A 15,137-nucleotide genomic window follows, 5' to 3' on the forward strand; every position below is an offset into this window, starting at 1 on the left:
GCCGCGATCGATGCCTGCCCGGCCTTGCGGGACGCCGAACGGGACGCGGCGGGCGATTGGCTGCTGGAACACCCGGAAGCCTGTCTGGAGTTCTTGCTGCAGGCTCAGGCCCTGCCCGAGACCGAGGCCTTGTTGGAATGGCCGGAAGGCGTGCGCTTCAAGGTACTGGGACAGACCGGCGGCAGCGGTTTTAGCGTGCAAGTCAAGCGCGACAACGATTGGTTTGCCCTGCAGGGCGAATTAAAGGTCAACGACGATACGGTCATCGACATGCAGCAGTTGCTGGGTTTGCTGGACAATCGGCAAGGCCGGTTTCTGCAATTGAAAGACGGCCAGTTCATCGCGTTGACGGACGAATTTCGCCGCCGCCTGGAAGACCTGAAAGCCTATGCGGACATCAGCGGCAAAAAAGTACGGCTGAATCCGTTGGCGGCCTTGACGCTGGAAGACTGGCGGGACGAAGCCGGCTTCAAGGCCGATAAACATTGGCAAAACCATATCCAGCGCCTGCAGCAGGCCCGCGATTACCGGCCGCGGGTACCTTCCACTTTTCAGGCCGAATTGCGCGATTACCAGCTGGAAGGTTACAACTGGCTGGCGCGTTTGGCGCAATGGGGCGTCGGCGCCTGTCTGGCGGACGATATGGGGCTGGGAAAAACCGTGCAGGGTCTGGCTTTACTGGTGGAGCGGGCGCCCGCCGGCCCCAGCCTGATCGTGGCGCCGACTTCGGTGTGCGCCAATTGGGAAAACGAGACCCGCCGTTTCGCACCCACGTTGAATCCCATGGTGCTGGGGGCCGGCGACCGCCAGCGCTTGCTGGAAAATTTACGGCCGTTCGATGTGATGATCTGCAGCTACGGTTTGCTGCAGCAGGAACAAGTCGCCGACATGCTGGCGGACATCCAGTTTCAGACCGCGATACTCGACGAAGCGCAATGGATCAAGAATATCGCCACCCGCCGTTCGCAAGGGGCGATGAATCTGCGGGCGGAGTTTAAGATCATCATGACCGGTACGCCGCTGGAAAACCACTTGGGCGAATTGTGGAACCTGTTCCGTTTCATTAACCCCGGCTTGCTGGGCTCGATGGAACAATTCAATCAGCGCTTCGCCGGCCCTATCGAGCGCGACCGCAACGTGCAGGCCAAGCAGCAGCTGAAAAAACTGATTCAGCCTTTTATCCTGCGCCGCACCAAAACCCAGGTGTTGCAGGAGCTGCCGCCGCGTACCGAAATTCCGATTTATGTCGAGCTCAGCCAGGAAGAAAACGTGTTTTACGAAGCCCTGCGCCGCGACAGCATTGCCATGTTAAGCAGCGCCGACGGACCGCCTGGACAAAAACAGCTGCAAATTTTGGCCGCCATCACCAAATTGCGCCGCAGTTGTTGCAATACCCGTTTGGTGAATGCCGACCTTGAACTGCCCAGCAGCAAGTTGGCGGCCTTCGGCGAAATCGTCGACGAATTGCTGGATAACAAACACAAAGCCTTGGTGTTCAGCCAGTTCGTCGATCATTTGCAGCTGATCAAGGCTTACATCGAACAGCGCGGGATTGCTTATCAATATCTGGACGGCGGCACCCCGGTCAAGGATCGCCAGAAGCGGGTGGACGCCTTCCAGCGCGGCGAGGGCGAGTTGTTTTTGATCAGCCTGAAAGCCGGCGGCGTGGGGTTGAACCTGACCGCGGCCGATTATGTGATACACATGGACCCGTGGTGGAATCCCGCCGTGGAGGACCAGGCTTCCGACCGGGCGCACCGCATGGGCCAACAGCGCCCGGTGACCATTTACCGGATGATCGCCAAAAACACCATCGAGGAAAAAATCGTCGCCCTGCACAGCCACAAACGCGATCTGGCCGACAGCTTGCTGGACGGCGCCGACATCAGCGGCAAGATGTCGACGGACGATTTGTTGAGTCTGATGAAAGGCGATAGCTAAACGGGCGAAAAAAGCCGGCCTAACCGCCGGATTTTTTCGCTAGGGCTCATGGCTGTCTTAGATTGTGTTTTTTACGCGCGATGTTGCGGTTGGCCTTGTTTTGTTGATGCGTCAAGCGGGCGCGTTCGGTTTTGGTAACAATGCCGTCCGCTTTGGCGGCTGCTTCTTGATGCTCGATGCGCATTTGCTGATGTTCCAGGCGGTTGGCTTCGCGGTGGGTTAAGCTGCCCGATTCCAGGCCCTGTTCGATGCGTCTATCTTGATTTTCCTGGCGTTGGTCGATGCGCGGTGTGTTGGCGCCCGCGAAGCAAGGCTGGGCCAGTCCGAAACCCAGCAACAAACCGCCGGATAATAATGTTTTGTAAATAGTAGTCATGTTTGCCTCGGTGATGAAATAGTCGTTAGCCGATTTGCCGGTCAAGCCGGATTGTCGATCCTGTCCGGCGCGTGGGCAATTGTATTTTACCGTGCAATCTTAGCCATTTCTTAAGCCGGGTAATGCCGAACCAAGGTTGGGCGGCGGCAAACAGCAATCCACCCGGCGGATTTTCCGTGGCGGTAAAAATTGCCGCTCAAAATTAAATCTCGCCGCTAACTCCTTGAGTTAACAAAGTAAGCGCCCGGCTTGAACGTTTTGTTAAAAAATCTCCCTCGACAGCACAATATATTGTGCTAATATTTCCGCATAAGCACTAGATACGGTATTTTAGCCGTTGCGGTGTCTTCCGCGTTAAATCGATTGCACATCAAGGCGTTAGGCTGTTTTGTTAACGGATGCCGCAATTGAACCGTACAACACATCAGACCAAGGGACCTTACATGACCGCAAAACTTCAAGTTGTGACGCCGAATAATGCCGAAATTCCGCTGCAAAGCGCCTCGCTGGACATCTGGGACAGCAAATACCGCTTAAAGACCAAGGACGGTATTGCCATCGACGCCACGATAGACGACACCTACAAACGGGTGGCCAAGGCGCTGTCCGACGTCGAAAAAACCAAGGCCTTGCAGGAAAAGCATTACAAGGAATTTTTGTGGGCGCTACGTAAGGGCGTGATTCCGGCCGGCCGGATTACCTCCAATGCCGGCGCCTTGGACCATAAACCCGCCACCTCCACCATCAACTGTACTGTATCCGGCATCATCGAAGATTCCATGGACGACATTCTGGCCAAGGTGCATGAAGCCGGGCTGACCCTGAAAGCCGGTTGCGGTATCGGCTACGAGTTTTCCACCCTGCGGCCGCGCGATGCCTACGTGTCGGGCGCCGGCGCTTATACCTCCGGCCCGCTGTCGTTCATGGATATTTACGACAAGATGTGTTTTACCGTGTCGTCGGCCGGCGGCCGCCGCGGCGCGCAAATGGCCACCTTCGACGTCGCCCACCCGGACGTGGTGGACTTCATCCGCGCCAAGCGCGAGGACGGCCGCCTGCGCCAGTTCAACCTGTCCTTGCTGATTACCAGCGAATTCGTCGAAGCGGTGAAAAACGATCGCCCCTGGCCGCTGTCGTTTCCGCTTACCGAACGCGAATGCAGCGCCGATCAAATCGATCTGGCGGACAGCGGCAAAGTGGTCTGGCGCGATTTGCCAAACAAAAAAGGCTATGTAGTCGACGAGGCCGGTCTGGTGGCCTGCCGCATCAGCAAAGTGATGCCGGCCCGCCGCCTGTGGGACATCATCATGTCCTCGACCTACGATTACGCCGAACCCGGTTTCATCCTGATCGATAAGGTTAACGAGATGAACAACAACTGGTTCTGCGAACACATACGCGCCACCAATCCCTGCGGCGAACAACCCTTGCCGCCTTACGGCAGCTGTTTGCTGGGTTCGATCAATCTGACCCGCTTCGTCGAAAAACCGTTCGGCAAGGATGCCAGTTTCGACTGGGATGCCTACCGCAAAACCATCCGTATCTTTACTCGCATGCTGGACAACGTGGTGGAAATCAACGGCCTGCCGCTGGAAAAACAGCGCGAGGAAATCACCGGCAAGCGCCGCCACGGCATGGGTTACCTGGGGCTGGGTTCCACCATCACCATGTTGGGTTTGAAATACGGCAACGAAGAGTCGCTGCAATTTACCGAACAAGTCACCAAGGAACTGGCGCTGGAAGGCTGGAAAGCCGGCCTGGAGCTGGCCAAGGAAAAAGGCCCGGCGCCGATCATGGAACAGTTGTTCGAAGTGACCGGCGAAATGCTGCACAAACGCCCGGAAATGAAAGCCGATGGCTACAAACTGGGCGACCGGGTGCCAGGCAAGGTATTGCACGCCAAATACAGCCGCTACATGCAAAAAGTCGCACAAGAGTTGCCTGAATTGGTCGACGAGCTGGCGGAAGTGGGCTGCCGCTTTACCCACCACAGCTCCATCGCCCCCACCGGTACCATTTCCTTGTCCTTGGCCAACAATGCCAGCAACGGCATCGAACCCAGCTTTGCCCATCATTATTCGCGCAACGTGATTCGGGAAGGCAAAAAATCCAAGGAAAAAATCGACGTGTTCTCGTTCGAATTGCTGGCCTACCGCCACCTGGTCAATCCGGAAGCCATGCCTTACAGCGAAGATCCCGATCAACAATTGCCGGATTATTTCATCGCCGCCGACGAAGTCACGCCCAAGCAGCACGTCGACATTCAGGCCGCCGCGCAACGCTGGATCGATTCGTCTATTTCCAAGACCGCCAACGTGCCGACCGATTACCCCTACGAAGACTTCAAGTCCATCTACGAATACGCCTACGACCAGGGCCTGAAAGGCTGTACCACCTTCCGCTTCAATCCGGAAGTGTTCCAAGGCGTGCTGGTGAAAGAGGCGGACCTGGAAAACACTACCTACCAATTCACGCTGGAAGACGGCCACGTCGTGGAACTGAAAGGCAACGAAGACGTGGAATACGACGGCGAAGTGCATAGCGCCGCGAATTTGTTCGACGCCTTGAAAGAAGGCTATTACGGCAAGTTTTGATAAAAAAATGTAGGTTGGGTTAGGCGCTAGCCGTAATCCAACCCGACGGCATTTAATGTTGGGTTACGCTACGCTTTTATGCCCTGCGGGTAAACCCAACCTACAGATTACGGAATACCCATGACCCTACACAAAATCAACAAAAAAATCGTCGGCTACAAAGTGCTGACCAAGGACAACAGCGAAACGGCGGCCCCCGCGGAAGCCGAAAAACCCTCGTTGGAGGAAATGCACGAAAACGTCGAGCGGCCGGAAGTGCTGCTGGGTTCCACCTATAAAATCAAAACCCCGCAATCCGAGCACGCCCTGTACATCACCATCAACGACATGGTGCTGAACCTGGGCACCGCCCACGAAGAACGCCGGCCCTACGAGATTTTCATCAACTCCAAAAACATGGAGCATTTCCAGTGGGTGCTGGCCCTGACCCGGGTTATCTCGGCGGTGTTCCGTAAAGGCGGCGATGCCACCTTCCTGGTGGAAGAAATGAAAGCGGTATTCGACCCGCGCGGCGGCTATTTCAAAAAAGGCGGCGTGTTCATGCCGTCTTTGGTAGCGGAAATCGGTTCGGCCATAGAAACCCACATGAAACACATCGGCATGATCAAGCCGGAAAAACTCAGCGACCGTCATCAACAGTTTCTGGCCGAAAAACGCGCCGAATTCGAAGCCCAGCACGGCGAAACGGACAGTTCGGCGTTTCCGGAGCAGGCGGTGTTGTGTAACAAGTGTTCCACCAAGGCGATGGTGTTGATGGATGGGTGTATGACTTGTTTGAATTGTGGGGAGAGCAAGTGTGGGTGATTTATGAACGTATCCGAATTAATAGCCCTTACTCGATGGATAAATAGAGAGATTGTAGATACTCAGATACCACAAAAATATCAAACACTGGTGTCGCTAATCCAACAACACGCACATCCTAATCAACATAAACCAGCACTTGAAGCAGATAAAACAATATTGATTGAATCCATTCGGAATGTTTCTTTATGGCAGCTAACAAAGGATCAATTGGATTTACTAAATGCCTTAGGAATAGGTAGTGCTGTTGGTGAATTTGGGGTTCATTCAGTCGAAGATATTTTGTATCGAAATGTTATTGATGTTGCAACCTCTGCTCAAAAAACCCAGGAAATACTTGATAAATTAAATGATGGAATTAATAAATCAAGCCTTATACAAACCGGTTTAATTGGTTGCGTAAACGAAGAAAAATATGAAAGTGAAAATGAAATACTAATTCGCGTTAGCTTCACTGGCGATGCATCCATGAGTAACGTCGTAGATTTTAAAAGCTGGGCAGGCATATGGTATGACATTGGAAGAGGAGTGGCGATGGCCCATAACTTGCCCCCGGAAGAAATTAAAATAGTAGGTGCTACAAAAGGTTCTATTGTTATTGAGTTAGCAGTAATTGCACAAATAGCAGCTACAACGAGTGGAATTATTCTGGCGGCGCTAAAAATCGCAGAAAAGGTTCTAGATATAAGAAAGAAAGCAGAAGAATTGCGTGGGCTGAAGTTACAAAATGACCAGCTCGCTATTCAATTAGAACATGAAGCTGACAAAGAAAAGGAATTTGGTATTGAAGAAATCACAAAAAGTGTCATTACTAAATTAAATTTAAAAGAAAATGGCGAGGGTGATAAAGTTAATGCCCTAGACAAATCAGTAAAAAACTTAGTTAATTTTATCGAAAAAGGTGGCGTGATTGATTTTGTAGTGCCAGAAGATAAAGAAGGGTTGTCAGAGCCAGCGCTAAATATTCATCAACATCTACGAATGGAATTCCAACAGATAAGGCAATTAGAGAAAAAATTAGGGCTACTTGAACATAAACCATAAATGCGCTTTGCGATGTCATCTCGTAGGGTGGGCACGGTTTATGTGCCCACGCGGAATTAAAAGCTTGTATGAAACTTGTTTCGCTCTCGCGAAGCCCGATTTAACGCCGGTTCGCGGACCGGCAACCGCGATACTTTCTTTTGCGTGGCCAAAAGAAAGTATCCAAAGAAAAGGCCACCCCATGCCGCGTTAATCCTGCGCGCCGAAGGCTTTGAACGGGGTTTTCCGAAGGGGCTTCCCAGCCCCCACGAAAAACGCGATGCCTCCCTGCATCGCCCCTGCGGGCTGATCCGTTCAAACCCTCCGGTGCTCGGCGCGGCATCAGGGGGATTTTGTATCCGCTTCGCGTGAATCGGTATAGCTGCTTACGCAGCGTTTTTTTGCCGTCGTCGCGACGTATCTCTGATGTTTCTGGTTCCCATGCGCTGCGCTCATCGTTATACACATCTCTGTTTGATACCCGTCATTCCGGCAGGGATTGCCGGAATCCAGGCTGCACGGATAGCTTGAGGCGACCATCCATGGCACTGGATGCCCGCGTCCTGCGGGCATGACGATACTTGTGTATAACGATGAGTGCGCTGCGTGGGAACCCTCAGCTTGCCCGCGCTGCGGTGCAATTCGCCGCAGCGCGGCGAATCTGAGTTACCACGCAGTGCGTGGTAACTAGGAAAACAGGGGAGCGGATGCTTTGCAAAGGAATTCGTTTATGAAAACGCCGATGATGTGTGTGATTTGCAAATTGGGCATGATGACAGACGACTTCGCCAGCATTACATTCGAGTTTGGCGAAACAGTTTTGGTATTCAAAAATGTTCCTGCGAAAGTCTGTAATAATTGTGGAGAAGAATATTTCGAAGATCATATCTTTGCTTCGCTTCTCGAACAGGCTCGTTCACCGATGAGCCAATCGTCGCAATTTCAAATACGGCGTTTTTTACAAAATCAATAGGTCGAATTTATACGTTTGAATACCTGCCCGGTGTTCCACTAATCACCGTTAAATTTGACAAGAGGTTCTGTCCCGTTATTTCTCCCCGAGTACGGTAGGTCAGGTTGCGCGATAGCGTTACCTGACATTTCTGAGTTAATTGCCACATAACCGCTATCGCGACAATATGGCCTACGATTGTTGCAGATGGGTAGGGTGGGCACGGTTTTTGTGCCCACGCGGAATTAAAAGCTTGCAAGAATATTGTTTCGCTACCGCGAAGCCCGATTTAACGCCGGTTCGCGGACCGGCGGCCGCGTCTCTGCGGGCCGAACCGTTCAAACCCTCCGCTGCCCGGCGCGGCAGTAGGGTAAAGTATCCCGGCTTTTTGAGAATGATTCTCTCGGTGTTATATTGATGAACCACGGGGGAAGCACACGCAAACTAGCCAGGGATTTGCAATCCCATGGGCTTTTTCAGCTAATTTTAAGGAGCTTCTCATGAGTTTTTGCATTAAACATTGTCTGCCGCTGGTCGGTCTTCTTGCAGTCAGTTCGACTGTCAACGCCGAATTGGTTTCCCTGCAAGGCGACTCGCTGATTTTTAGCTATGACACGGATAACCTTTACAACATGGGGAACGTGGAAGTCATCGGTAACCAACTGCTCTTTCATCCTTCGTTGTCAATTGCTATCGACAGCCAAACTTTCGATGGTTATTCGCCAGCGCCGATTTTTGCGTCTGTATCCTATTCGGCAATAATCGACGTGAATGCAAAACCAGGGTTTCGGATTGATGATCATCGGATAACCAATAGCGGTTATGCGTTTAATGAATTCGGTCCTACTGGTCCCTATGCTTCTATTTACAGCTCAACGACGCCGCTTCCGCAATTAACCCTCTCAGGAGCGCTTGAACTAAATTCGGAAAGCTACTATCTCTATGACGCGCCGGGTGGGATTGTTGAAGTACCTGTATATGCTTATCAAACGGTCGAAGAAATCATTGGTTACACGCCGGAACTTGATGAATTTGGAAACATCATCGGTCAAACGCCCATTTACGAGACTCGGCAAGTGGAAGTCATCATTGGTTATAACCCGGTCGAAACATTTTTTCCGGTTTATAAAATCAACGGCGCCAGTCTCGGATTAAGCGAAGTGGCAGTCGATTTTCAGGTGAGTGGCGTACCTTTACCAGCCAGTGTTTGGTTATTCCTGAGCGGCTTGGGCATTACCGGGATGTCCGCCAAGCAACGCTTCCCGCGTAGAATCAGGCAGGGCCGTAGGTCCGATTAGCGTTAGCGCAATCGGGCGCATGTTTTAATTAAAAGATTTTTTTTGTTTCGCTACCGCGAAGCCCGATTTAACGCCGGTTCGCGGACCGGCAACCGCGTCTTTCGCTACGAAAACCCTCCCCGGTTTTCGCCCTTTGGGTGCTGCCCCTGCCAATCGGCTATCCCGCCGATTTCTCCGTTCAAATCCTCCTGTGCCCGGCGCGGTATAGGGGGGGGGGCTAACACCGTCTCGCTCGGAAAGGTCGGATCGTAATGGATACCGATAATCGGCAGGAATAAACTTGTTTCGCTAATCCGGTTTTTCCGCTGTTACCCGGCTAACATTCATAAAAAATCCTTGGATTGTTTCTTGGCTTTTTTCGCAGCTTTCTTTTCTTTCGGACTTAATGCGGGTTCTTTCTTGTTTTCTTTATTGCTTTTTTGAGCTTTGCTCATGGCGTTCACTCCAAATGGTGGGTGGTTTTGCTTGAAATTAATGGAAATGATGCCTGTATGCCAGTGAACACCAACGGATTAAATAATCCGATTTCAAAGTTATACGCTGTTTCAAGCGGAATAGGGGGATAATTCTTGTCCATGCGGATTGTTCCGACCTTCCACGCCGTTCTGAAAAACTAATGTTTGTTTATCTCGAAGCGGATTGTCAGCCGGGTGGGTATGCTTTGTGCTCGCGCGGAATTAAACGCTTGCATGAATAGCGTTTAATTCCGCGATACTTTCGATCTTGGCGTTCACGCTTTCCGTTTCCGGCAAATCCGAACACTGTCGCTTGGGTGTGTCGCGTAACCGATACGGTGGCAACGCGACTTCCAATATCCGGCAAGCGGAGATCGTTTTTGCAAACAACGTAAACGTTTTGGGTTTTTACGACGGCCTTTTTTGTGAGGGAGTCGTGTTTTTTCGAAGCGGCTAACGGGGTCGGTCTGTGTGTCTTAATCGCGCTTACTTCGCTTGATAGCTTTTTAGTAGGCTGTCGCGTATAACCGAATCCAACATTAACCATAGAGCAACTGGCTACTTAAGCTTATGGATATACTCTGGATTTTATGTGCCGCCATGCTTGTGTTTGTCATGCAGGCAGGGTTTCTCTGTTTGGAAAGCGGGTTAGTCAGAAGTAAAAACAGCATTAATGTCGCCGCGAAAAATATCAGCGACTTTGTCGTTTCCAGCACCATATTTTGGGCTGTCGGTTTTGCCATCATGTTTGGAGATAGTGTTTCCGGTTTTTTCGGCACGTCCTACTTTTTTTTTGGCCAAGGCGCCGGTCCCTTACTTATCACTACATTTTTATTTCAAATGATGTTTTGCGGCACCGCCGCGACATTGGTTTCTGGCGCCATAGCCGAGCGTATGACCTACAGCGGTTACCTTTTGTTGACCATAACGATTACGCTGTTGATTTATCCTTGGGTCGGCCACTGGGCATGGGCGGGCATCATTTCCGGCAAGGCGACCGGGTGGCTGGAATTATTGGGCTTTGTCGACTTTGCCGGTTCGACCGTTGTTCATGCGGTCGGCGGTTGGGTGGCTTTGGCGGCCATTCTGATCATAGGTCCGCGCATTGGACGCTACGATGTTAGCGGCAGACGTATTCCGGGCAGTAATTTACCGATGGCGATTTTAGGCGGTATGTTGATTTGGTTCGGATGGTTCGGCTTTAACGGCGGCAGCACCTTGGGCTGGACCGATGCCGTGCCGGCGATTTTGTTAAATACCTGTCTCGCCGCCTGCTGGGGCGGCATTGCGGCTACTTCGCTAAAATATATAGCGGACGGTTATATCGACGTGGTGCATATTATGAACGGCGTGTTAGGCGGCTTGGTGGCGATTACGGCCAACTGCCATGCCGTCAGCGTCTCGTCCGCGCTGGTGATTGGTGTTATCGCCGGCATTATCGTGTTCTATGGTGAACGCTGGATGGAGAGCAGGCAAATCGACGATGCCATCGGCGTGGTTCCCGTGCATTTATTTGCGGGAATATGGGGAACACTGGCCGTGGCATTGTTCGGCGATGCCGAAAAATTGGGCACGGGCTTATCGATGTTAGAACAACTGCAAGCACAACTAACAGGTATCGTCGCTATTGGTGCCTATAGTTTTATCACGGCGTTTGCGATATTGCGGCTGATCAACCATTTTCATCCGTTGCGGGTTACGGAAAAATCGGAACTTATCGGTCTCAATGTGGCGGAACATCAGGTGACAACGGAAGTGTTCGATTTGTTATCCGCGATGAATCATCAGCAGCGGCAAGCCGATTTTTCCCTTCGAGTTCCGGTGGAACCTTTCACGGAAATCGGCCAAATCGCGCAACAATATAATCGCGTTATCGACAAGGTGAACGAAGAAATTCAACAGCGGGATGAAGCGTTTTTTGCCTTTAAACAAAGCGAGTATCGCAAGGGTGCAATTCTGGATGCGGCAATGGATTGTATTGTCAGTATCAATAATCGCGGCGAGGTTCAGGAATTTAATCCGGCCGCCGAACAATGTTTTGGCGTGAGTCTCAAACAAGTATTAAATCGTAATTTCTTCACCGTCTTTATGGCGGAAAAATCCAGAAAAATGGCATTACAAAGTTTGGCGCAAGGTTTTACCGTCAGTGAAGATCTCGTGCTAAGACGACGTAATATTACAGAACTAACGCGCTATGACGGCCAATGCTTCACCGCCGAGGTTGTTGTCACGCAAACAACCGATATAAAAGATAAAAATACTGAATATACGCTGCATATTCGCGATATTACCCAACAAATCAAATTACAGAACCGTCTGAAATTATTGGCTTATAACGATCCGTTAACCGGTCTTTATAACCGCACCTATTTCATGTCCAACCTTGAACAACGGATTAATTTTCATCGTAAAACGTCAGGGACGGTAGTGCTGATGTTCTTGGATTTGGATCAGTTTAAGAAAATCAACGACACCTTGGGGCACAAAGCGGGCGATGAGCTGCTATGCGCGGTTGCGTCCAGGTTATCCGAGGTAACGCGTGAACACGATCTTGTGGGTCGATGGGGCGGCGATGAGTTTGTTGTGGTATTGTCGGGCGATCTCACTGAAAAAAATGCCGTAAACAAAGCGCAACAAATTCTCGACGTCATGCGTAAGCCGGTCCAATTAACCGGCAATACCTTAACCGTGCTGACCAGTATCGGCATCGCGCTATCGGATAACGGCTCTATTAATGCGGACCGCCTGTTACAGCATGCCGATTTAGCGATGTATCAAGCCAAGGAAGCCGGCCGTAATATCTATCGGGTTTTTACCAGCGATATGGAAATAACGGCGCAACAACAATTCCATTATGAAGCCGCGCTGGCAAATGCAATTAAAAACAATGAGTTCTTTTTGCAATATCAACCAAAAGTCTCATGCGAAACCAATGAAATTGTTGGTTTTGAAGCGCTGATTCGTTGGCAACATCCCGCTTATGGCTTGATTTCACCCGCTGAATTTATTCCGATTATCGAGAAATCGAATTTGATTATCGATGTTGGCGAATGGGTGTTGTCGGAAACTACTCGCCAATTAGCCGAGTGGAGACAGCAAGGTCTGCCGCTGGTGCCTATTGCGGTCAACATTTCAGGCCGGCATTTGCACGATCAATCCTTAGTGCCTTTTGTAGAACATATCACGCAAAAATACGCTATTCGCAGCGATTTATTAGAACTTGAAATTACCGAAGGCGTTTTGACGGGTAATACGGAACAAAGCATTGCCGCGATGAAGGAACTCAAGGAAACCCATATTAAATTATCCATTGACGACTTCGGCACCGGCTATTCTTCGCTAAGTTATCTGAAGAAGTTTCCAATCGATATACTCAAAATCGATCGTTCATTCATCGGCGAGTGCGATTCGCGTAACGATGACGCCGCGATATGTATTGCCATTATCACCCTGGCGAAAAGTTTAGGTTTGCAAATCGTTGCCGAAGGCGTCGAAACCGGCGAACAACTGGCCTTCCTGAAGCAACACGAATGCGATGTGTATCAAGGTTTTTATTTCAGCAAAGCAGTTGCGGCCGAGCAAATCCCAACCCTTTTAGCCTCGGTCGCTTCCGTAACGACTTCATAGATTGCCTGCCAAAAAGTTCACGCTACGCTGTCAACGTCTTTGCGCATTACAATCCGAAACAAATGAGCGTTATCGTTAAACCTTTGAAACGGCTGTCACCGGGCGGACTCGCACTATTGGCCGTGCTACTGGCGATGTTATTGATTTGGTTGGGGCTTGGCTTCACGCCCCGGCCATTACTGGTCAATCGCGCTAACGGCTCCTACGCAGTTACCGGCAGCGACGGCCGCTTGCTGCGCTTAAGTCTGACCTCCGACGAAAAGTACCGCTTATGGACGCCTCTGGCGGAATTGCCGCGGGCGTTGCCGGACGCGACCCTGCATTACGAAGACCGCTGGTTTTACCGGCATCCCGGCATCAATCCGGCATCGCTGCTGCGGGCGGCCTGGAGCAGTTTGATTGTGCGGGAGCGCTGGATCGGCGCTTCGACGCTGACCATGCAACTGGCCCGGCAGCGTTGGCGGTTGAAAACTAGCAGCCTATCCGGCAAGTTGCGGCAACTGGCTTACGCACTGTGGCTGGAGCGGCAGTTCAGTAAGGACGAATTGCTGGAGGCCTACTTAAATCTAGCCCCTTACGGCGCCAATATCGAAGGCGTCGGCGCGGCGGCCTGGATATATTTTCACAAGCCGGCCGGCGAATTGAACCGGGACGAAGCGCGGGCCCTGGCATTGATTCCGCAAAATCCCGCCGCCCGTGCGCCCATGCATCAAGCCGCCCGCCAGCGTTTGCGGCAAGCCTGGCGGATGGCCTACGGCAACGATCCCGGTTTCGAGCGCTTGTGGTTTCGGCAGCGAAACGAGTTGCCGTTTGCCGCGCCGCATTTTGCCGAACGCCTGCACGGCTTATATCCGGAAGCGTCGACCTTGGTTTCGACACTGGACGGCACCCTGCAATCGCTCTGCGAGACCTTGCTGGCCGGCTTTCTGCGCCAGCATCGCGCGCAGGGCGTGGTGAATGCCAGCGTCATGGTCGTGCATGCGCCCAGTATGGCGGTGCGGGCTTATCTGGGGTCGGCGGATTATTTCAACCGGCAAATTCACGGTTTCGTCAACGGCCTGAAAGCGCCGCGCTCGCCCGGTTCTACCCTGAAACCCTTCATCTACGCCCAGGCCATGGCGCAGGGGCTGATTACGCCGGATAGCCGGCTCAAGGATACGCCGCTACGCATGGGCTACTATCAGCCGGAAAATTTCGAGCGCAATTTCTACGGGCCCTTGTCGGCCACCGATGCGCTGGTGCGCAGCCGCAATATTCCGGCCATCAGTTTGCTGGCGCAATTGGAAAAGCCGACCTTTCACGAGTTTTTGTTGCAGGCCGGTATTGCCATCCCCAAACAGGCCGCCAATTACGGTTTGAGTTTGGCGATCGGCAGCGCCGAAATTTCCATGGAGGATTTATTGCGGCTGTACGGCTTGCTGGCCAATCGCGGCCGGCTGCAAAATTTGCGCTGGCTGCTGGATGCCGAACCCGACTTGGGCCGGCCGTTGATGATGCCGGAAGCGGCTTTTCTGGTGCGGGAAATGCTGGACAATAATCCGCGTCCGCAACGCAGTTTCGGCGGCCGCAGTTTCGGGCAGCAGCAGATTGTAGCCTGGAAAACCGGCACCTCGTCGGGCCTGAAGGATGCCTGGGCCATCGGCATGATGGGGGATTGGCTGGTCGGCGTCTGGGCGGGCAATTTCGACGGCAGCCCCAACAGTCATCTGGTGGGGCGCGATTTGGCCGGGCCCTTGTTGTTCGATATCCTCGAAGCCATAGCCATCGAACGCCCGGTGGCTGCCGCCGAGCCGCCGCCGGCGGGTTTGAAGCGAATCGAGGTTTGCACGTTGTCCGGACAAGCCGTTTCGCAATGGTGCCCCCATAGCAAGTCTGGCTGGGTTATTCCGGGTATTTCTCCCATCAAAAGCTGCACGCTGCATCGGCCGATCCGCATCAATCCGGGCACCGGCTTGCGGCAATGCCCGGAGGATGCGGGCCAAGCCGAAACCCGGGTGGCCGAGTTTTGGGATAGCGACGAGCTGGAGGCTTTCCGGCAGGCCGGCGTGCGCCGCGACATACCGCCCG

The 15,137-nt window shown here is 52.3% G+C and carries 9 protein-coding genes; 8 read left to right on the forward strand and 1 reads right to left on the reverse strand.

Going from position 1 to position 15,137, the window contains the following annotated elements; genetic code table 11:
- On the forward strand, positions 1–1,941 hold a 1,941-nt coding region (locus tag NP596_RS14840), incomplete at its 5' end, for a DEAD/DEAH box helicase (RefSeq protein ID WP_256616164.1).
- Between the two features lie 46 nt (positions 1,942–1,987).
- Here the strand turns inward: NP596_RS14840 and NP596_RS14845 are convergent.
- A complete protein-coding gene (locus tag NP596_RS14845; protein WP_256616165.1) occupies positions 1,988–2,317 on the reverse strand; it encodes a hypothetical protein in 330 nt (109 codons plus the stop codon).
- Between the two features lie 443 nt (positions 2,318–2,760).
- On the opposite strand from NP596_RS14845, the gene NP596_RS14850 reads away from it, so the two are divergent.
- The 7 genes from NP596_RS14850 to pbpC all read left to right on the forward strand — a co-directional run.
- Complete coding sequence (locus tag NP596_RS14850; RefSeq protein WP_256616166.1) at positions 2,761–4,911, forward strand: adenosylcobalamin-dependent ribonucleoside-diphosphate reductase; 2,151 nt, start codon at positions 2,761–2,763, stop codon at positions 4,909–4,911.
- 120 nt (positions 4,912–5,031) lie between these two features.
- The gene (locus NP596_RS14855) at positions 5,032–5,715 is read left to right on the forward strand and encodes a TSCPD domain-containing protein (protein WP_256616167.1); all 684 of its coding nucleotides are present in this window, start codon (positions 5,032–5,034) and stop codon (positions 5,713–5,715) included.
- A 3-nt stretch (positions 5,716–5,718) separates the two neighbouring features.
- Positions 5,719–6,759 (forward strand): hypothetical protein, encoded by a 1,041-nt coding sequence (locus NP596_RS14860; RefSeq protein ID WP_256616168.1) that lies wholly within the window; start codon positions 5,719–5,721, stop codon positions 6,757–6,759.
- Positions 6,760–7,468: 709 nt separating this feature from the next.
- Positions 7,469–7,711: a type II toxin-antitoxin system MqsA family antitoxin gene (locus tag NP596_RS14865; RefSeq protein WP_256616169.1), complete on the forward strand. Its 243-nt coding sequence runs from the start codon at positions 7,469–7,471 to the stop codon at positions 7,709–7,711.
- Positions 7,712–8,190: 479 nt separating this feature from the next.
- The gene (locus NP596_RS14870; RefSeq protein WP_256616170.1) at positions 8,191–8,988 is read left to right on the forward strand and encodes a VPLPA-CTERM sorting domain-containing protein; all 798 of its coding nucleotides are present in this window, start codon (positions 8,191–8,193) and stop codon (positions 8,986–8,988) included.
- Between the two features lie 1,070 nt (positions 8,989–10,058).
- Positions 10,059–13,070, forward strand: coding sequence for an ammonium transporter (amt, locus tag NP596_RS14875; protein ID WP_256616172.1), 3,012 nt, complete (start codon positions 10,059–10,061; stop codon positions 13,068–13,070).
- A gap of 62 nt (positions 13,071–13,132) precedes the next feature.
- Positions 13,133–15,137: penicillin-binding protein 1C (gene pbpC / locus NP596_RS14880; protein ID WP_256616171.1), on the forward strand; the 2,005-nt coding region annotated here is incomplete at its 3' end.

Origin of the sequence: Methylomonas rivi (assembly GCF_024505165.1) — a bacterium.
GTDB lineage: Bacteria > Pseudomonadota > Gammaproteobacteria > Methylococcales > Methylomonadaceae > Methylomonas > Methylomonas rivi.